Raw genomic sequence first — 21624 nt, 5'->3', positions numbered from 1 at the left:
TTATTATTGTACGTCTGTAAGTGTTATAGTAAAATCGAGTACTGAATTTGCCGGAACAGAACTTGAAGGCGATTGCGTTCCATAAGCATAATAAGAAGGGATAATCAATCTGATTTTGCCTCCTTTTTGTATCCGCTGGATGCCAATCTGCCAGCCAGCAATTACATTTCCGAGTAAAAACGAAGTAGGTGTTCCTTTCGTGCTATCGAAAATGGTTCCGTTTAAAAGACGCCCTTCGTAATCGGCAGTAATTTTAGTAGAAGCGGTATAGGTTATACTTCCCGAGCCTGGTTCAATAATCTGGTAAAAAATACCATAGCCATCTTTTACAGCTGGAATATTATTGGTTTTCACAAAAGCACTAATTGCTGTTGTATCAGACTTAAACTGCGGTAGTGGATCGTAATCGTCTACCGGTGTGTTCTTTTTACAAGCTGCGAAGCATCCTGTAATACAAACTAATAGGATAATATATTTAAACTTAGCCATTCCGCAAAAATAAGCTTTTAATACGGATGCTACAATTTTTAACCAATTTTAACAAATAGCGCCCTGCCCTTACTGGGTATCGGAAAGTTGAATGTTAAAATCGAGCACCGAATTACCCGGTATTGGTCCTACAGCGCTGCTTCCATAACCTAATCCCGGCGGCACAATTAACCTGATTTCGCCTCCTTTTTGAATTTTCGGAATCCCGATTTGCCAGCCTTGAATTAATTCGGCCAGATTAAAAGTTTGTGCTTTACCACCGCCGTTATCGAAAACACTTCCGTCTAATAAGCGGCCTTCGTATTTAATGGTAATTTTGGTATTGGCCGGATAAGTAAAAGAACCTGTGCCTGGTTTAATGATCTGGTAATATAATCCCGACGCATCTTTGGTTGCATTGATATTGTTCTTCTGGATAAATTCTGCAATCTGCTTTTCGGGATCTTCGTCTTTTTTACAGGCTGAAATAGCTACTATGCAGCAAAAGAGTACGGTAAGGAATCTAAGTTTAATCATGCAGCGAAAATAGGATTTTAATATTGTAAATATAACATACTGAAAGATGAAGCATCATTTCGATTGGTAAAGCTTCAAATTTCTTAATGCTGCTCAATAGAACCGTCGTCATTCCCGCGTAAGCGGGAATCTTAAAGCTGATGCATTACGATTCACATCCGATAGCTATCGGATCAAGTTGGGAATGACGAGCCCCTCATTAATATCATCTACACATGAATCTCAATCCTTATTCATGCAAAAAGGCCTGAAACCTGAGATATACGCTCAAGTTACAGACCTTTGAATTCTTAATTTATTCTCTTAAAAAATATACTTATTGGCTTCGATTAATTGCTTAGCTACTCTTTGACGGGCATCTTTAACATTAAACGGTTCCATTTTGGTAAAACGGCGTAAACCTACCTGCATCATGCGCAATTCATCGCCTTCGGCAAAAGCCCATAAGGCTTCTTTTCCTGCTTTGGCAATACCATCAACCGCTTCAACCAGGTAAATGCGCAGTAAATCCAACTGACCGGCAACCGCGGCTTCACCACGCATGGCAACCAATTTTTCAGTTCTCAGCAATGCTGATTCGGCTACATACACATAACTGGCCATATCGGCAATGTTCATTAAAATTTCCTGTTCTTTGCTTAAAGTCATCATCAATTTCTGTACCGCGGCACCAGCCACCATTAAGGTTGCTTTCTTCAGGTTAGCCAATACTTTTTTCTCTGCAGCAAACAATGTGGTATCTTCTTCACCAAAATCAGGGATACTCATCAACTCGGCAGCTACCGCAGTAGCCGGAGTCATCAGATCGAGCTCTCCTTTCATGGCACGTTTTAACATCATATCAACGGTAAGCAAACGGTTAATTTCGTTTGTACCTTCGAAAATGCGGTTAATACGGGCATCACGATAAGCCCTGTCCATCGGTGCATCGGCAGAGAAACCCATACCACCATAAATCTGCACGCCTTCATCTACCGCATAATCTAAAGCTTCTGATCCCCATACTTTTAAAATGGCACATTCAACGGCAAACTGCTCAACCGATTTTAACCTGGCCTTACCCGACTCCATTCCACCGGCAACCAACTGATCGTAGGTATCGTCGATATTTTGTCCGGCGCGATAATTGGCCGAATCAACGGCATAGAGTTTAGATGCAGTTTCGGCAATTTTAAAACGAATGGCCCCATATTTCGAAATCGGGCGATCAAACTGAATCCTTTCGTTTGAGTAATTAATTGCAGTATTTAAGGTAGCTTTCGAGGCACCAATTGCCGCAGCGGATAATTTGATCCGGCCGATATTTAAAATATTTACAGCAATTTTAAATCCATTCTCCCGATCGCTCAACATGTTCTCTACCGGTACAGGGCAATCGTTAAAAAACACCTGACGGGTTGATGAACCTTTGATACCCATTTTGTGTTCTTCGGGGTTCATGGTAATGCCACCAAAATCTTTTTCTACTATAAATGCGGTCAGGTTTTTATCATCGTCTATTTTGGCAAAAACGATAAAAATATCAGCAAAACCACCATTGGTGATCCACATTTTTTGGCCATTGATGATGTAATGTTTGCCATCTTCGCTTAGTTTCGCCTTGGTTTTACCCGAATTTGCATCAGATCCTGAATTGGGTTCTGTTAAACAATAGGCGGCTTTCCACTCGCCCGAACCCAGTTTAGGAATGTATTTAGCTTTTTGCTCTGCATTACCATAGTAGAGAATAGGCAGGGTACCAATACCAGTGTGTGCAGAAAGTGCAACGGCAAAAGAATGACCGGCACCTACCACATCGGCAACCAGCATGGAAGTATTGAAATTCTTACCAAAACCGCCGTATTCTTCAGGCACTGAAACACCTAAAATACCCAGTTCGCCCGCCTTGGTCAGCAATGAAGGCATTAACTCCGGATCCTCCTGTTTATCAATTTTATCTAAGTTCGGATAAACTTCTGCTTCGAGAAAATCGCGACAGGTTTGTGCAATCATCTGCTGCTCTTCATCAAATTCTTCAGGGATAAATACTTCCTGATAGGTGGTGTCTTTAATTAAGAATTCGCCACCTTTAATTGTCTTTTTTTCAGTTATTTCCATTGTTATAGTATCTAGTAGCAAGATTTAAGTATCAAGATATCAGTAGCAGGTATCAAGACATCAGTATCAAGTATCAAGATAAGTTTAGATCAAAAAAACCTATTATGTAATCCAATCTTGATACTTGATACTCACATCTTGACTCCTAATACCCACGTCAAATTAATTTTCTTTCCAGGGCATAAATCATCTTTTGAACCTCAGTAGTTTTTTCAATCAGATCAATGGTAAGCGGATCATCTAATAATCCCAGTCTATTTGAAATAATCACCTGAGTTTCCAGTTCAAAAGCAGAGCCCTGACTTATAGTTAAAAAATATTTAAACTGTGCACCGGTTCCCCTACCCGCTCCTTCAGCAATATTGGAGGATATTGAAACAGCGCATCTTTTCATTTGAGAAATCAAACCGTATCTCTCATCAACAGGCAAAAACGAACTAGCCTTGTAAACATCAACTGCTAAATCAATTGATTTTTGCCAAACTTTTAATTCTTTAAAATTGTGCATATATGATTAGTATTAGTGACTGAGTAATATGTCGGGATGATTTTATAAACTGGTTTATTCACCTATTATTAAATCTTGATACTACATACTCATATCTCGATACTAATTAAAGCAACTCAAATATCCCCGCAGCGCCTTGCCCGGTTCCTACGCACATGGTAACCATTCCGTATTTTTTGTTTTGTCTTTTAAGCTCGTTCATGATTTGCACGGTAAGTTTAGCGCCGGTACAGCCCAGTGGATGCCCGAGTGCAATTGCCCCTCCATTTACATTAATCACATCAGGGTTTAAATCCAGGGTTCTGATTACCGCTAATGATTGGGAAGCAAAAGCTTCATTGAGTTCAATCAAATCGATATCCTCTTTTTTCAAACCTGCCTGTTTCAACGCTTTTGGAATGGCTTCAATCGGACCAATGCCCATAATGCGCGGCGGTACACCTGCTACCCCGTAACTTACCAGCCTGGCAATAGGTTCGGCATTTAACTCTTTCATTTTCTTTTCAGAAACCACCAGAACAAAAGCTGCCCCGTCTGATGTTTGAGAAGAATTACCTGCTGTTACACTGCCAACGGCATCAAAAACAGGCTTCAATTTGGCGAGTTTATCCAGCGTAGTATCTGCACGCGGCCCTTCGTCTGTATCCACCACGTAAGAACGGGTTTTCTTTTTCAGGTTAGCATCCAGATAATTTTCGTTTACGGTAATGGGCAGTAAACCATCTTTTAAATGACCATTTTTAATGGCATGAACCGCTTTTTCGTGCGATTTTAAAGAAAAAGCATCCTGATCCTCACGACTTACCTTATATTCTTTGGCAACCGCTTCGGCAGTTAAGCCCATTCCCCAGTACCAATCAGGATTATTCTTAGCTACTTCTGCATTCGGCACCAGTTTCCAGCCGCCGAAGGGCATCCCACTCATTACCTCTACACCACCTGCAATGATACAATCGGCCATTCCGGCTTTGATCTTAGCCACCGCAGTAGCAATGGTATCTAAACCCGAGGCACAATACCTGTTAACGGTAACACCCGGAACCTTATCGGTATCTAAGCCCATTAGCGAAATCATACGACCAATATTTAAGCCCTGTTCAGCTTCCGGAGTAGCGTTACCTACTATTACATCATCAATTTGTTCGTTATTTAAATTCGGCACCGAGGCCACCAGAGCCCTGATTACTTCTGCAGCTAAATCGTCGGCCCTTGTGAAACGGAATACACCGCGGGGTGCTTTACCCACTGCTGTACGGTATCCTGCTATTATATATGCTTCCATTTTTTTAGTATCTAGTAGCCAGAATCAAGTATCAAGACTTAATTCGTGCATTATTATTTTATTTATTAATTACGATGAGTATTTTTTTCGACAATCCGTATCTTGATACTTGATACTTGATACTTGATACTTGATACTCATATCTCCACTCTTACGTCTAATTCCTCAACGGTTTCCCCTTCGTTATAATGCTCTGAATCCGCTCGAGTGATTTTCTTTCGCCAGCCAGTGATAAAAATGCTTCTCTTTCTAAATCGAGTAAATATTGTTCAGTTACTTCTGTGGGGGAAGATAAATCGCCTCCGCACATTACATAACCCAGTTTCTCAGAGATTTTCTTATCATGTTCGGAAATATAATGACCTGCGTACATACTGTTTGCGCCGGCATATACGATACCTAAACCTTGTTTACCTAAAACCTTGATATCGTTACGCTGAACGGGCTTGGTATAACTAGCATCAGCAAGCTCAATTGCTTTTGCTTTTGCATCGGCCAGTAAACGGTTGCGGTTCATCGAGATAGAGAACTTATCTTTTTGCAGATAACCCAGCTCATAAGCTTCGTAACCAGAAGTAGAAACTTTAGCCATACCGATGGTTAGGAAGCGGTCCTTCAAGGCATTTTGCACAATCTGATCGTCTTTGTATTCATCGGAAGCACGCAAAGCAAACTCTTTGGTACCACCACCGCCAGGAATTACACCAACACCAAATTCAACCAGCCCCATATAGGTTTCGGCAGAAAGCTGAACATGATCGGCATGTAAGCTAAACTCGCAACCACCACCCAATGTAAGGTTATGTGGCGCAACCACCACCGGAATTGAAGAATAACGGATACGCATAGATGTATTCTGGAACATGCGGATGGCCATATTCAACTCATCCCACTCCTGCTCTACGGCCATCATAAAAATCATTCCTACGTTGGCACCGGCCGAGAAGTTAGCCCCATCATTACCGATAACCAGGCCACGATAATCTTTTTCAGCCATATCAATGGCTTTATTGATACCCGAAATTACATCGCCACCAATGGTATTCATTTTGGTATGGAATTCTACATTCAGAATACCATCGCCCAAATCGATAATGGAAACACCAGAGTTTTTCCAAACGGTTTTATTTTCGCGGAGGTTGTCTAAAATGATAAATTCATCTGTGCCCGGTAAAGCTTTGTAGGTTTTAGAAGGGATATCATAATATTTTTTGACGCCATTTTCTACCTTATAGAAACTTGTATTTCCGGCAGCAAGCATTTCATATACCCATGCTGCAGCTTTATTTCCATATTGCTCCATACCCTCCAAGCCTTCTTTAACACCTACAGCATCCCAAAGCTCAAAAGGACCAAGCTCCCAGCCGAAACCTGCACGCATGGCATCATCAATACGATACAATTCGTCAGAAATTTCCGGAATCCGGTCAGAAACATATTCAAATAAACCAAAAGAAGAATGACGGAACAATTCGCCGGCTTTATCTTTGCCTTTAGCAAAAATTTTCATGCGCTCGCGCAGGTTCTCAACCGGCTTGGTCATTTCTAAAGTGGCCGATTTTACTTTTTGCTGGGGTTTATATTCCAGCGTTTTTAAATCAAGCGCCAGAATTTCGGTTTTGCCATCTGCCGTTTTTGTCTTCTTATAAAAACCCTGTTGTGTTTTATCGCCCAGCCATTTGTTTTCTTCCATTTTTTGCACATAAGCCGGAAGTTTAAACAAATCGTGTGCTTTATCATCAGGGCAGTTATCGTAAAGGCCTTTGGCTACTTTAATCATGGTATCTAAACCTACCACATCCGAAGTACGGAAAGTAGCCGATTTTGGTCTGCCTAAAGCTGGTCCGGTGAATTTATCTACTTCTTCTACGGTTAAATCCAGCTTTTCTACCAGGTGTAACAAGGCCATAATGGAATATACACCCACCCTGTTGGCAATAAATGCAGGGGTATCTTTACACAACACTGTGGTTTTGCCCAGAAACTTATCGCCATAATGCATTAAGAAATCAACGATTTCGGATTTGGTATGTGGCGTAGGGATAATTTCGAGCAATTTGAGGTAACGCGGTGGATTAAAAAAGTGTGTTCCGCAGAAATTGGCTTTAAAATCCTCGCTTCTGCCCTCGGCCATTAAATGAATAGGAATACCCGAAGTGTTCGAAGTAATTAGCGTACCCGGTTTACGGAATTGCTCTACCTGTTCAAAGACTTTTTTCTTGATATCGAGATTTTCGACTACTACCTCAATTACCCAATCGTAGCCGGCAATTTTCGGCATATCATCGTCGAAATTTCCGGTTTTAATTTTGTTTAATGCTTTTTTGGTATAAACCGGCGATGGATTGGTTTTAACAGCTGTTTGCAAGGCTGCATTTACGATTCGGTTTTTTACCGCCGGGCTATCCAGTGTTAATCCTTTTGCCTGTTCTTCGGCATTCAGTTCTTTTGGGGCAATATCCAACAGCAAAACCTCAACACCAATATTGGCGAAATGGCATGCAATACGCGACCCCATAATACCCGAACCTAAAACAGCAACTTTATTAATGCTTCGTTTCATTACTTTATATATTTTTCTTTAGGTCTGATTAAACCTGTACAAAGTGAATTTATTTTGCCTCAGATTATATGTGATTAATCAACAGCATAAGCTACTGTGATTTCGTTTAATTTGATCAATAGATTAATGAATGTTTCTTTCTCCTTCTTAGTGAAGTGCTCATCCAGATATTCGTTAAATTTGCGTACAACACCTTTGGCCAACTGCTTTTTTTCTTTGCCAAAATCAGTAAGGAAGACTTTTACAGAACGTTTATCGCCAACAGATGTTTCGCGATAAATGAGATTAGCCTCTTCCATGTTATTTAACATACGCGAGAGGCTGGTGGCTTTTACGCCTAGCAGGCCAGCCAGGTTAGAAACAGCAGTACCTTCATCATCATTAATGTTAATTAACATATAACCAATAGCCTGAGTAATACCAAAACCTGAAGCCATTTGATTATATTTATTAAACATGTTTTGCCAGGCAAACTTAACATGGTAGTCTATTGTTTGTTGTTGTTTCATTCCTTAATTTATTATGCTTGCATAACAAAGCTAATGAATGTATTTTGTTAATGCAATAGAAAAAAACAAAATAATTGTCAAAATTTTCTTATTATGGAAACACACAAATGAAAACGACTTAATATGTTAAAAGCAAAGCACCTCCTCCTGTTCAGCTCATTTCTTTTATGGGCGCTGATTGGTAAAAGCCAGGTATCTTACTTTGGTAATTCGGCTGCCAACAGTCAGAAACTGGATATTTTTAAAAAGACAACCACCTTGTTTACCCTGCAGTATGCCGATTATGCAGAACTGGAAAAATTTGATCAGGCCATTAAAAAAGTCTGGACGGTAACGCCTTATAAAATTATTAAACCCGAAGAACTATCCCGTTACGATACGGTGGCCAATTATTCTTTTTTTTATTTTGACGGTTATGCTGAAAAAACAGATAGTACAAACATAGCCAACATTGTATATGTATTGAAACTGATTACACCAGGTAAAAAGCCAAGGGTAAGGGAAGAAAGTGTATTGGCCACAGTTACGCTTTTTGCCGACAGATCGACCAACCTTTTGGTTGAAATACAAGATCAGCAGTATGGGTCGAAAAAGAGCATTAAAAACTACCTCCTGTCTAATCTTTACAACAAATCGCATTTCAACAATTGGTCGCCAGGCTTTTTAAGCGGTTATCTGAAGCAAATTAACGAAGGATTAAGCGCTGCAGAAAACCGCGGAATGGATTATCAGTTTTACAATAAAATACGCTTGCCCGAACTGGCAAAAGAAACTTTATACATCCCTGAATATATTAAAACAGAATTTTCGTCGAAACTGGCATTGTTACCACAATCAGGCATTGTTGCAGCACCTTATAATTACAAACTAAAATTTGTGCCGAACAAACAGCTGGATAGCCTAATTTTAAATCAGCATACACCTGTTAAATATGTAATCTATACGCAGCGGTCTAACGATAAAATCATCAGTGTTTATGATAGTAAGGATAATCAGATTATTTACCAGCGCTTTTATCCCAATTTACCAAACTTTGAGATGAACGATTTAAGTGAGATTAAAAAGGTGATTGTTTCGCTTAAGTAAGCTGACTTGGAATAATATTCATAAGTTGTTATCAATTTAGCCCCTTTTCTAACGGAATCGTCATGCTGAACTTGGTTCAGCATCTTTTTTGTCAAATAGCCCCTGAAATAAATTACCCTCGGTGAGCTCGCTTAAGGCTCGGTTTACTGCGTGGCTTTTCGCTGTGCTACAGGTCAGGGTGACGACAGTGAGTTGAAAACATATCTAATCTAGTCTTAGTGTCTTACTAAGACTTAGCAACGATAAACTTAACATTACGGAACTATCTTATGCAGTAGCGAGACGCCACGACTAGAGTTAGTCTAATAAAGATCCTTCACTGCGTTCAGGATGACAAATCTACTATAAACCTCTTAAACCAAAAAAGTCCCGGCGCAAACCGGAACTTTTCGTTTTTTATTTTAAAACAGACTAGTAAAGGGTAAACTCTACACGGCGGTTTTGCTGACGGCCGGCTGCTGTTTTATTGCTTGCAATAGGCTGACCCATGCCATAACCTGTAGCTTCGATACGTGATGCATTTGCACCTTGCGATACCAAATAAGCTTTAACAGATTCAGCTCTTTCTTTCGATAAACGTAAGTTCAATTCTTTTGAACCGGTATTATCGGTATGACCAGCTAATTTTAAGCTAAAGTTTTTCTGAATCAATAAAGCAGCTACCCTGTTTAATGAAGCATAAGATTTAGAACGGATGGTAGCTTTACCTAAATCAAATTCAAGGTTTTTAATCGCTTCGTTAACTACCTTGCGGTCTTCTTCGGTTACGATTACTTTTTCTACTACTTTTTCTGGAGTTTTTAACGGACAGCCAGAACCATCTACTACAGTACCTGCAGGGGTATCCGGACATTTATCCAATTTATCGGCAACACCATCACCATCAGAATCTTTAAGCAAATCAGTCATTTCTGAACGTAATTTTGCATTTTCAGCTTTCTGGGCATCTAAATCGCTTCTCAAACCATCGGCAGTTTGTTTTGCTTTTACGGCTTCATCGTAAGTTAAAGCAACAGGATTGTGGAAAGCCAATTGTTTACCGCTACCTAAGGCAAACTCTAAACCAGCGTAAGCATAGTTGTATTTATCATTTGATCCTCTGTAATAGCCATCTAAATTATCACCATCAACAAAATTGATTGTCCAGCCTAAATCGAAGTTAACGGCATCAGAAAGTTTAAATTTGGCACCTAAACCAACCGGAATAATTAACTCCTGAATGTTTTTATCGCCAGCATACAAAGAAGTACCTGCTGCAGTGGTAATGGTAGGTTTATAACCTGCGATACCCGCACCAGCTGAAGCATAAAGTTGCAAAACATTCTCTTTTTTAAACATATCGATGTTAAACATGTTTACCACTGCGTTTAAACTTCCTGAATAAGCCAACTGGGTATCGAATGCTCTTACAGGCGAATTGTTTACCACACCACTTTCGTAAGGTTCGGTATTATCGCCTTTTAATTTACCGCGAACTCCATCTAAGCGAAGAGAGAAATAAGGCGTAAATTGTTTTTTAATGTACAAACCATAGCCGAAGCCAGATTTGTTGTTACTAAAGTCGTTTTTACCGCCCAGGGGAGAAAGCGGCGTTAATACACCAGCATTTACACCAATGGACCATGTTCTGAAAGTAGTTGAGCTTGCCGGCTTCTCCTGTGCAGAGGCTGCCGATCCGATAAGCAATCCAGCTAATGCAACCGGAAGCGTTTTGAATAGTTGTAATTTCATAGTTTTTCTATATAACGTTGAATAAGCGTTGCTTACCCTTTGCAATAGCCATACCAAAAACTACAGACACGTAAAAATACTTATCAACTTTTCCACAACTTCAGGTTTAAATGGTATCCATTTACTGCTACACCTGATCTATTTAATATCACCGGCAAATTTCCAACGGGTACTAAAATTTTCGGGTAATTGCTGGTTGGTTAGCAGCGCTCTAACCATTTCAACCGGCATGTTATTTTCGCGCAATATGCGATCGTGAAACTGAATGTTGGTCATTTTACCACTTTCTACAAGTTCCTTATGCAAGGCCCTGAACTGCAGCCCGCCCAACATATAGCCAATTTGATAAAGTGGTCCGTAACCTCCGGTAAAAGAACGACGCACCTCAGCTTCGGCATTGGCCCGTTCAAAACCTACACGATCTACCAGAAAATCGATACATTGTTTAGGCGTCCATTTGCCTAAATGATAATTCATTGAAAAAATAATGCGTGCACAACGGTGCATGCGCCAAAAAAGCATTCCAATTTTATCTTCAGGAGATTTAGGAAAGTTTTGGTCCCAAAGCAACATTTCCCAGTAAAGCGACCAGCCTTCAGTCCAGAAAGGTGTACTAAACACTTTTCGATAAGGCTTGTATCGGCTTTGCATAAAATATTGCAGGTTATGTCCGGGAATAAGTTCATGAAAAACCACTGCCCTTGAAAAGTGTCTGTTATTACCGCGCAATGTCATCATTTTGGCCTCTTCGCTCATATCTTCTGTTGGGTAAGCAATTAATACCGATTCGCCACCTAAGAAAAACGGGGCAAACAATTGTTCCTGCGGGCTTAACATGCGCATACGCCAGCCATCTTTGGCCATTGCCGGAATAGCAATCAGCTTGTTTTTTTCTACAAAATTTATGGCTTCGTTAGCCAGTTCATAAACCAGTTCGGGCTGTTTACCCAATTCGGGATAATCGGTTTTTACCTTTTCGAGCGCTTTTTTCCAATCGTTACCAAAACCCATTTGTTGCGAGGCTTTGAGCATTTCGGCATCGCACCAGGCAAACTCACGCATGGCAATGGCTTCGATTTGTTCGGGGGTATAGGCAATCATTTCATCCTTTAAATTGCTTAACAAGGCATTCCTGCCTATCGGATTACCAATAATACCACTTCCATCATCCTGAACGTTAGCAGGTTTGGCTATTTTACCCAATACCGCAGCATAATCTTTCAGCGCATCAACCACTTCCGGATAAACCGATTTGGTAGCTTTGGTGAATTGTGGATCGTAGCCATCGTAAAATTTATAGGCTTCGGTAAATACAGTAAGGTATTGATTGATGGTTTGCTGCGCCCAGAAAGCCTGTACCGGGTTAACAGCAAGTTCATTACTTTCTACTGCCTTTGCAGTTTTTCGGATAGCCACCTGCAATTGCTCGAATTGCTGTTGTGTGGTTTTACCATCCTGCTGCTGACCAATCCTTCGCTTTGCTTCAAAATCGAGCAAGGTACTGGCAAAAGGCAAAGTAAAAATGCTGGTTTTAAATTCGGTGTAATTTTGCTGCAAACTGACCGAATCAGCACGGATATCGCGCTTGAGTAAGAGGTAATCTACCCTTTCGTTTAGAGTAAGTTTATTAAATGGCAGTGCCTTTAATTGTTTTTGCCACGTAGCATAAAAGCGCTCCATGCGCTTAAAGTATTCTTCCGACCGCTTGAGGCTGTATTTACGGTTAAGCATGGTCTCATCAGCCTGATATTGATTAATGAGTGGACTTACAAGGCTGGCTTCGTTGTTTTGGGCCTGTATTTTTACCGTAAAGATTAAAAGTAAAAACAGCGGAAATAGTTTGCGCATAAATGGTTTGGGTTAGCTGACGCAATATAAATAAACAGAAAGAATTGGCCACAAAGAAGCAATGTAACTTCTTGAAGATACGCTGCTATCACCGTTACACGATGCTTAAACGGAGTGCTTTTAATCCGCTTAATCCCTGCAGATCTTCCAAATCAAGATCTTCGCTTTCTGCACCCAACACTCCGGTTTCCTGCAGATATTTTACAAAGGGAAGGTAGTCGTCTATATCCCGTTTATTGAAATAGATCAAGGCCAGCTTATCAGGCTGGGTTAGCCGCTCCTCTGAATTACGGATGAGCACTTTATCGATCCGTTTTTTAATCATCTGGTACCTGATGTTGTAAGCTCCTTCAACATCAAACTTTCTTTCGTCAATTCGGAAACTGATATCGATGGGATGATTATGAATAAAAATTAGTTGAGTAGTGGCCAGTTTAACCGGCAGATCAGGCTGGCGCTGCTGCACCATTTTGGCTATGGCAGCCATTGATGAGAGTTGCCACAAACGCAGGTTCTTCAGGTGAAAAGGGTTGAAAATCCGGTCAGGAGCAATAGACTGCCCAATGTAAATGTCGTACTCTACCCCATCGGTTCTGAATTTTTCAAAATAACAGGGGAAAGATTCCTGCAATTTCTCGCGTTCGGTTTCAAAATAATTGTTAATATCGGTATTAATCAGTTGCATGGATGTTTCTAAAGCCTGCCGGTGTTTGTACACCTCACCCCCCTGAATTGAAATACTTTCGAGATATTGATCGATAACCTTTTTCGTATGAGGATGCGATTGTGCAATGAGTTTTAAATAATCGCTCGTTTCTTCATTGAGGAAAATATTGAGGCTGTTTTCTTCGGTGGTATTCAGCTCGTCGCCATGCAAAATGGTATTCCATTTATTGCAGTTAAAAATAATTTCAACCAGCAATGCATCGGTATAAGTTTTACTGAGCTGTTCGAGTGTATCGCGAAGCAGGCTCAGATGTAGATTCAGATCAGCCTTACTCGCGGCATTTCTTTCGGTTGTAGAATTTCTGATATCTATTGCTCCATAAAATGGATAAACTGCTGTAAAGCTGATATCTTCGGTACGCAGAGGCAAATTCTTTTTCCTATCGTGCAGGTAATGCCAGGCTGCCTCATTAAATTTCCATTGTACAGCAGGTTGAATAGACGTATATTTTTCTTTAATTATGTTTTCAATCTCGAGATTAAATTCATCAATATAAACCTGCAGCAACTGGGCAATGGGTGCCAATACCTGCTCCAATAAAGTGATTTTCTTTTCATCGAAAGTTTCGCCGACCCAAGTATGCATGCCCAATACCCCAACCAAAACCTGATTATGAAATACTGGCAAAAGTGCCATCGATTTCACATTAAGTTCTCTAAAGCGTTCTAACCAGGGAAACATTTCCCGGCTTTCGGCCCAGATATCTGGCGAATAAAAGGAATTCGGGTTTGCTGCGTAGCCTTCTGCAATTTGCTGAAAAGCTTCGGGGCTTAAGGTTTCTTCGCCCCAAACCGAGAAAAGCAATCCACTACCTCCTTTTACATAACCATAAACCATTTTATTGTTAACCCTTACAAAAGGGAAAAGATCGAACTGGATATTGGCATTTTGAACCAGGACTTTAAGCGATTGAATGACTTCTGCATAAGCCACCCCTTCATTACCTGGAGCCCGACCCAACCTTACGGCTTTAATATTTTCGACGGCCTGCCTTGCTGTAACATCGGTAATGGTAAGTACCGAAATCCCCCTGAGTTCGAAAAGCGACAAAGGCAATATCTGCTGCAGTTTTTCAAGTCCGGCTTCATCGCTTAAATATTGTTGCAGTTCGCGATAACTGAGCTCGGGCAAGGGTTGCTTAGCTTTGACCCCGATAAAATCTGTGTTTACGCCAATATGAAAATAACCGGGCAAAGCCGTATCTGAATTGATTCCGGCATGATATTTTTCCTTTAACGGTGCATGGAAAGCATACAGTTCATTCAGGATAAAAGAATAGATAAAATGCAGTCGATCCTGTTGCTGCTGTTCGGGGCTTCTCGATCCGGCAAAACTTTTGTTATCTTTTTCTTTCTGTTCGAGCAGCTCATACATCAGCCCGGTTCCGTAGAAAGTGATGGGCTGCATGGGTGCACAAAGGCCCCAGGCCTGATGATCTTCGGTTAAAAGTGTCGACGAAAGACAGGCGTACATGTGCTCCAACAGTAACTCGTGCTGGTAAATGTCTTCCAGGGGAATAACCTGATTATCGATTCCCTGCTTTTCAAATTCTTTTAAGGCGTTGTGGTAAAGGGCAGACTTTACGGTCTGCTCTTCTTTAATTTTCCGGCGCAGGTATTGTATAAAGGGGCCAAAAGAGATGGCCGAATCTACACCGTGTACATCCGGAAAATTCAAAGCAATGTTAAATATGCGCTTTTTCATCTCTATTAATTTTTCATCAGCCGGCTCGCAACATGAATGCCTAAAGCTAAGATAAAAAATTGAAGCGATATTCAGCTACCAGCCTATGGCCTTATCATCTCCCCTGGGATCGGCCCCGCCCTGATAGTTACCCCATTGAGTTCTTAATATGGCATCTACCCTTCCTATCGATCCCCTTTGTACAATATTATAGCCTTTAGCTTTTAATTTTTGTGTAGCCAGGCTATCAATTGCATCTTTTTCCACATATACCTCATCTGGCAACCATTGGTGGTGAAACTTTTTAGCAGCCACGGCTTTTTGCATCGACATATCGAAATCAATTACATTAATGATGGTCTGAAATACGGAGGTAATAATGGTTGAGCCACCAGGTGTACCTACCACCATAAACAGTTTCCCGTCTTTCTCCACAATTGTAGGCGTCATGGAGCTTAACATTCTTTTATTGGGCGCTATGGCATTGGCTTCGCCACCAACTAAACCATACATATTGGGTGCACCGGGTTTAACTGAAAAATCGTCCATTTCGTTGTTCAACAAAAAACCAGCTCCTTTTACCGCAACCAACGACCCATAAGATCCATTTAGTGTAGTGGTAATAGAAACGGCATTCCCATCGCGATCTACGATAGAAAAATGTGTTGTTTCTTCATGTTCAGCGCCCTTAATTTCTCCGGCCATTATGCTACTGCTGGGGGTTGCCGTAGCCCAGTTAAAGTTTGCCATCCGGTTTTTATTATAGGCAGCATTTAATAACTGTTGTTGCGGAACGGCATAAAAATCAGGATCGCCTAAATGTGTTGCACGGTCTGCGTATACCCGCCGCTCAGCCTCTACAATTACCTGCACAGTAGAATCGGCATTGTGCCCCCATTTTTTTAAAGGATAGGGCTCCACAGATTGAAGCAATTGAATTAAAGCAATGCCTCCGCTACTGGTTGGGGGCATGGTAATAATCTTATAACCTTTATAATTACCAGTAATTGGTTTTCGCCAGGTTGCATGGTAGTTTTTTAAATCGGCCTGGGTAATTAAGCCTTTACCGCGTTGCATTTCGGCCACAACCGAATCGGCTACAGCACCTTCGTAAAAACCTGCCCTGCCTTTTTCCTGAATCAATTTTAAAGTATTGGCTAATTCCTGCTGCACCAATACATCATTTTCCTGCCATGGGTGTTCTAAATTTATAAGCGCTGTTCCGTTAGGATTAAAATCCATTAATTTTCTGTGCAAGCTATTCAGTTCGCTAGCCTGGCGGCTCGTGATTTTAAAACCATTCTTCGCCAAATCTATAGCTGGTTGCAGTACCTGAGCCCAGGTGAGTTTTCCATATTTTTTATGGGCTTCTACCATGCCATCAACAGATCCGGGTACTCCGGCAGCCAAATGCCCATACAAACTCTTATCTACTATCGGATTGCCAGCGGCATCCAGGTACATATCCCTGCTAGCTGCAGCTGCTGCTTTCTCCCTAAAATCTAAAGCATTTATTTCGCCATTCGCTCCCCGGTATACCATAAAGCCACCGCCACCAATGTTACCTGCATTGGGATAAACAACAGCAAGGGCAAACTGTACGGCTACAGCCGCATCAACGGCATTTCCTCCTTTTTTTAAAATCTCAATCCCCACCTGCGAAGCCTCCGGATGGGCAGAAACCACCATGCCGTTCTTATATTCGCCACTGTTGTTTTTGCCTAATTGCCCGGTTACACAACCGGCCAATAAAACGACCAGGCTGAGGAAGCCTACCGATTTTTTTAAATTATTGAGGGGCTTTATAGTTTTCAGCATCTTTGTATATCTTTTCAATTACTTCGTTATTTTTCTCGGTAATTACTTTTCTTTTCAGGCTTAATTTTGGGGTAAGTTCTCCGCCGTCTATACTCCACTCTTTAGGCAATAGTGCAAATCTTTTTACCTGCTCCCATTTACCGAAATTTGCATTAGCCGCTTCAATCACTTCGTTGTATTTGGCTAAAACCTGTTCGTTTTTAATCAACTCGTCTATTGCTGTAAAACTAATACCTTTCCGTCCAGCCCAGGTTTTTAAGGTTTCGAAGTTAGGTACAATCAGTGCAGAAGGGAATTTCCTGTTCTCGCCCAAAACCAGAATCTGTTCAATAAAAATCGATTCCTTGTATTTATTTTCAAGTATCTGAGGGGCCACATATTTGCCACCTGCAGTTTTAAACATTTCTTTTTTGCGATCGGTAATCTTTAAAAAACGGCCATCTACCAATTCGCCAATATCGCCCGTATGAAACCAGCCATCCTGATCTATCGCTTCACTGGTTAAATCAGGCCGGTTGTAGTAGCCTTTCATTACCTGGTGCCCGCGGGTTAATACTTCGCCATCTTCGGCAATTTTAACTTCAACACCTTTAATCACTTCGCCAACAGTGCCAAACATGGTACCACCGAAATGGTTTACGGTAATTACGGGTGAAGTTTCGGTTAAACCATAACCTTCAAAAACAGGCATGCCAGCAGCCCAAAATATCCGCGCTAAACGTGGATTCAGTGCCGCCCCGCCTGATACAATTACAACGATCTCACCGCCCAGCGCTTCCTGCCATTTTTTAAACACCAGTTTGCGGGCAATGCCCAGCTGAAAGTTATACCAGGCACCTGCGTTAACCGAATATTTTTCGGCCAAAGCAACGGACCAGAAGAAAATGCCTCTTTTAATACCGGTTAAAGATTTTCCCTTCTCCATAATCTTATCGTACACCTTCTCGAGTAACCTCGGTACGGTAGAAAATGCGTTGGGTTTAACCTGTTGAATATCAGCTACAATGGTTTCCATGCTCTCGGCATAGTACACTGCGGTAGAATTGAACAGGTAGAGGTAAATAATCATCCGTTCGAAAATATGCGACAAAGGCAAGAAGCTTAATCCTTTTTTAACGCCTTCGGGTATCACTACAGATGAGTTGACAAAGTTAGCCACCAGGTTGTTGTGCGTAAGCATTACCCCTTTAGGCGTACCTGTTGTACCTGAAGTATAAATCAGCGTTAAAACGTCTTCAGGTTCAACTTTCGAACGATAATCATCCAGGTTGATATCTGTAGCAGCTTTGCCTTCGGTTATCAGCACATTCCAGTTTTCGGCTTCGGCAATTTCATTGAAACTGTAAATCTTAATGGCTGGGTTTACGGCATCGGCACAGGGTTTTATTTTTTTATACAATTCTTCGTCGGCTACAAAAACAATCGAAATCTCTGCATCCTTTAATATGAACTGGATATCGTGTTCAGCCAGCGTAGGATACAAGGGAATCTGGTAAGCCCCTATTTGGTTAGCAGCAAAATCGGCAATGTTCCATTCGGGCCTGTTGTGCGACATTACAGCCACTCTTCCACCCTTATTAATACCTTGTTTAATTAACCCGCGACTTAAATTATCTACCGCTGCACAAAAATCGGCTGTACTATAATTTATCCATTTCCCTTTAATTTTTCCGCTGATGAATTCCTGCTTGGGATTTTCGAGGCTATATTTCAAAAGATCAAAAACCCGTTTAATTTCTGCCGCCATATTGAATTGTTATTATTTGGTTAAGTTAAAAAATCAATCTTTAAGATTGATCATTATGCTCCTCTTTAATTAAAATAATACATCCAGCTTAATCAAAAGCCGTATTTATTCTGATCAAAAATTTAAAACTAAACTTAGCAATTACAAAATTACTATGCAAGCATTGTTTTTTAATCATTCATGATTTTGACCTTAAAAACAGAAACGGCATTAAAGTTGTTAGGCAGATAATTATTTTACAAAAACATATCAATTATGAAAAAGTTATTTACAATTTTAGGATGCATTGCATTATTCGCGCTGAGTACAACAAACGTTAAAGCTCAAAACTATAAAACCGGGTTAGGTTTAGGTATCGATTTTGGCGATGGTGCTACTTTGGTAGGTCCATCGATCAGACACCACTTCAGCTCAAAAGCTGCTATTCAAGGCGATGTGTTATTTGGTGGTAATTCTACCATCATCCAGGGATTTTTACAGTATAACTCTTCAATTCCAGGAGCAAAAGGTTTAGATTGGTATCTTGGTGGTGGTCCATCTATTCAATTGTATGATGGTGGTTCTAACTTCTATTTGGTACCAATGGTTGGTTTAGACTATAAATTTTCAGGAGCTCCTTTGGCACTTGCCTTAGACTGGAGACCAAGACTTTATATCGGATCTAACGACAGTGATTTTAATGCCGGCAGATTTGGTTTAGGTTTTAGATATACTTTCTAAGCTAAGCGCAGCGCGCATGGCGCTATGCATAAAAAAATCCCGTAAGAAATTAATCTTACGGGATTTTTTATGGCGTTTTAAGTTAACTGCAAATTGAAAACTTTTAATTGCAGGCTGACTAAACTCCCGTCCATTTTTTCAATACTGCTTTTTGAGCTGCTGTTGCATTTTCGTTCACAGTTGCTTTTAAGCGTACATTCGGATTTTCTTTCAGGGCTAAGGAAATCTCTTTTTCCAGTCCATCACGTTTAACTTTAAGTTTAAGCACATCGCCAATGTTCTTTTTGGCAACCAACGGAATTGCATCTAAAGAAATCATAGGGCTTTTTAACCTCACGGTTGATAATGCATCGCTCAATGAGGTATCATCCAAGCTCAATACTATATCGTTCACATTTAATCCACTGGTCCAGGCTGCAGAATTTCTTACTGTAGCAGTAATTGCCAAACCATCGTTGGTTAACTGTCCGGAAGCACCAGTAACCGGTTTACCTGGGGTAGCATTTTCGGTCGAAACATCAACACCAGCATAACCGAAATATTTAACATATTCTACATCATCAACGCCGTTAACATATTTTGCCCAGAAATTGGTGAAACTAATGCCCGATATTTTTTCGACCATAGCTTTAAATTCTGCATCGGTATAACCGCGTTTTAAAGTTTTGCATTGCAGGTACATCGCTTTCATCACATCATCTAAGCTTTTAGCACCTTTTGTGGCATTAATAATTTCGAGATCCATCAAAATACCAATTACCTCACCTTTATTGTAGTAAGAAATCGAATTGTTTTTTGAATTTTCATTTGGGCGGTAGCCAATAATCCAGGCATCATAACTGGAAGAAGCTGCCGATTGATATTTAGCACCCGGTGTGTTTAGAACTGTACCTACACCACCTGCCAAATCTTTTAAAAATTCGTTTACATCGGTAAAACCTGCACGGTGCAAATATTTGTTTTCGTAATAAGAAGTAAAACCTTCAGCAACCCAAAGGTTGGTGGTGTAATTTTCGTTATCGTAATCGAATGGGCCTAAAGCAATCGGGCGCAAACGCTTCACATTCCAAAGGTGGTGATACTCATGCGCAACCAAACCTAAAAAGCCCTTGTAACCTTCAGCTGTGTTGTAAGCATTTCTGCTTGCACCTAAAGTTGTAGAGTTTAAATGCTCTAAACCACCGCCACCTTTTAAAAAGTTGTGAACGATGAACAAGTAATATTTATTGGGGTTTTCGCCATACACTGCAGTTTCTTTCTCTACAATTTTGGCCATATCTACCTTAAGTTTTTCTTTGTCGTAGTTACCTCCGCCATACATGGCTACCTCATGTCGCACACCTGCAGCGGTAAACTCAAAAGTATCCTGGTTACCCACTTCAATCGGGCTATCGTACAAGATATCGAAATCGGTAGCTTTATAGGTAAACTGCTCACCGGCAACCGGGGTTAAACCGGTTGAAACTTTAGACCAGGTATTAAATGGAATAATTTTAACTGTACTTGGCGATTTAATCATGCCATCAGGATGCATAAAAATTGCCGTAGGCGATAAGAATGCATGCGACTCATCGATAAATGCTGTGCGAACAGAAATTTCGAATGCATAAACGCGGTAATTAACCTGAATATCTTTGGCTTTTGCCGAAAAGATCCGCCAGGTATTTTTTCTTACTTTTTCTACTTTAACAGCTTTCCCAGCTGCAGTGGCTTTAAATTCCTCTACGCTTTTTTCAAATTCGCGAATCAGGTAAGAACCTGGTGTCCAAACCGGCATTTTTACATCTACATAATCTTTTGCCAGGCCAGAAATATTCATCTGCACCTCAGCATAATGCGCTTGCGGCTCTTTGAAAGAAACCTCAAAGCCTATTTTTACCTGCGCCTTCGCTGCCATAATACACGTTAGTAGTAAAACTAAACTTAAAATTGATTTTTTATTAAACATATTTACTTGCTTTGCTGCAAATTTAGATTTATTGACGGGTTTTCGGTATGAAATAGCTAAATGTGATGTAAAATAGTTGTTTCTGTTCGCCTTGCACTTGGCGCAAAGCGATAAACGGAAAGTGGATCAAAGTTGATTCATCTAGTGGCACCAGACTTCAATTTAACGATTTTTGTTACCATAATGATTGATCGGGAACAACAATTTTGCGCCGGGACTGTGGACTTCCGACTACAGACTTCGGACTAAAATCGGTAACATCCTTAATACAACAAATTTAGGACTAAACTATTTGGATATTTTTGCGCTCTAATGTTAGAACATTAATGTTATTTTAATGTTTTGAACACGC

General features: G+C 40.6%; 15 protein-coding genes. 2 read left to right on the top strand and 13 right to left on the bottom strand.

What is annotated here, in order from left to right:
* Positions 1-3 precede the first annotated feature (3 nt).
* From OC25_RS03130 to OC25_RS03100, 7 genes are all read right to left on the bottom strand, one after another.
* Positions 4-489 (bottom strand): FKBP-type peptidyl-prolyl cis-trans isomerase, encoded by a 486-nt coding sequence (locus OC25_RS03130; RefSeq protein ID WP_039471545.1) that lies wholly within the window; start codon positions 487-489, stop codon positions 4-6.
* A 69-nt stretch (positions 490-558) separates the two neighbouring features.
* Positions 559-1005: an FKBP-type peptidyl-prolyl cis-trans isomerase gene (locus OC25_RS03125; RefSeq protein ID WP_039471544.1), complete on the bottom strand. Its 447-nt coding sequence runs from the start codon at positions 1003-1005 to the stop codon at positions 559-561.
* Between the two features lie 303 nt (positions 1006-1308).
* Positions 1309-3102 (bottom strand): acyl-CoA dehydrogenase family protein, encoded by a 1794-nt coding sequence (locus tag OC25_RS03120; RefSeq protein ID WP_039471542.1) that lies wholly within the window; start codon positions 3100-3102, stop codon positions 1309-1311.
* A gap of 157 nt (positions 3103-3259) precedes the next feature.
* The gene (locus OC25_RS03115; protein WP_039471539.1) at positions 3260-3610 is read right to left on the bottom strand and encodes a four helix bundle protein; all 351 of its coding nucleotides are present in this window, start codon (positions 3608-3610) and stop codon (positions 3260-3262) included.
* Between the two features lie 106 nt (positions 3611-3716).
* Entirely contained in the window at positions 3717-4892 is a 1176-nt protein-coding gene (locus OC25_RS03110) for an acetyl-CoA C-acyltransferase (protein WP_039471537.1), read from the bottom strand.
* Between the two features lie 157 nt (positions 4893-5049).
* Positions 5050-7455: a 3-hydroxyacyl-CoA dehydrogenase/enoyl-CoA hydratase family protein gene (locus tag OC25_RS03105; protein ID WP_039471534.1), complete on the bottom strand. Its 2406-nt coding sequence runs from the start codon at positions 7453-7455 to the stop codon at positions 5050-5052.
* Between the two features lie 74 nt (positions 7456-7529).
* Positions 7530-7964: a MarR family winged helix-turn-helix transcriptional regulator gene (locus tag OC25_RS03100; protein WP_039471532.1), complete on the bottom strand. Its 435-nt coding sequence runs from the start codon at positions 7962-7964 to the stop codon at positions 7530-7532.
* 123 nt (positions 7965-8087) lie between these two features.
* Between OC25_RS03100 and OC25_RS03095 the strand changes: the two genes are divergently transcribed.
* A complete protein-coding gene (locus OC25_RS03095; protein ID WP_039471530.1) occupies positions 8088-9050 on the top strand; it encodes a hypothetical protein in 963 nt (320 codons plus the stop codon).
* Between the two features lie 411 nt (positions 9051-9461).
* Here the strand turns inward: OC25_RS03095 and OC25_RS03090 are convergent, their stop codons facing one another.
* From OC25_RS03090 to OC25_RS03070, 5 genes are all read right to left on the bottom strand, one after another.
* Positions 9462-10781, bottom strand: a complete 1320-nt coding sequence (locus OC25_RS03090) for a DUF6089 family protein (protein ID WP_039471528.1) — start codon at positions 10779-10781, stop codon at positions 9462-9464.
* 138 nt (positions 10782-10919) lie between these two features.
* On the bottom strand, positions 10920-12629 hold the full coding sequence (locus OC25_RS03085; protein ID WP_039471526.1) for a DUF885 family protein: 1710 nt from the start codon (positions 12627-12629) through the stop codon (positions 10920-10922).
* Positions 12630-12723: 94 nt separating this feature from the next.
* Positions 12724-15060: a GAF domain-containing protein gene (locus OC25_RS03080; protein ID WP_039471524.1), complete on the bottom strand. Its 2337-nt coding sequence runs from the start codon at positions 15058-15060 to the stop codon at positions 12724-12726.
* A 75-nt stretch (positions 15061-15135) separates the two neighbouring features.
* Positions 15136-16857 (bottom strand): gamma-glutamyltransferase, encoded by a 1722-nt coding sequence (gene ggt / locus OC25_RS03075; protein WP_039471522.1) that lies wholly within the window; start codon positions 16855-16857, stop codon positions 15136-15138.
* Positions 16829-18604, bottom strand: a complete 1776-nt coding sequence (locus OC25_RS03070; protein WP_039471520.1) for an AMP-dependent synthetase/ligase — start codon at positions 18602-18604, stop codon at positions 16829-16831. The genes ggt and OC25_RS03070 overlap by 29 nt, the downstream gene beginning before the upstream one ends.
* A 255-nt stretch (positions 18605-18859) precedes the next feature.
* Between OC25_RS03070 and OC25_RS03065 the strand changes: the two genes are divergently transcribed.
* The gene (locus OC25_RS03065) at positions 18860-19324 is read left to right on the top strand and encodes a hypothetical protein (protein ID WP_039471518.1); all 465 of its coding nucleotides are present in this window, start codon (positions 18860-18862) and stop codon (positions 19322-19324) included.
* A 118-nt stretch (positions 19325-19442) separates the two neighbouring features.
* Here the strand turns inward: OC25_RS03065 and OC25_RS03060 are convergent, their stop codons facing one another.
* A complete protein-coding gene (locus OC25_RS03060; protein ID WP_245221872.1) occupies positions 19443-21221 on the bottom strand; it encodes a M61 family metallopeptidase in 1779 nt (592 codons plus the stop codon).
* Positions 21222-21624 lie beyond the last annotated feature (403 nt).

The sequence above is a fragment of the Pedobacter kyungheensis genome (genome assembly GCF_000812965.1).
Classification (GTDB): Bacteria; Bacteroidota; Bacteroidia; order Sphingobacteriales; family Sphingobacteriaceae; genus Pedobacter; species Pedobacter kyungheensis.
The sequence above is the reverse complement of the archived record's forward strand: the minus strand, read 5'-3'. Positions and strand labels throughout refer to the sequence as shown.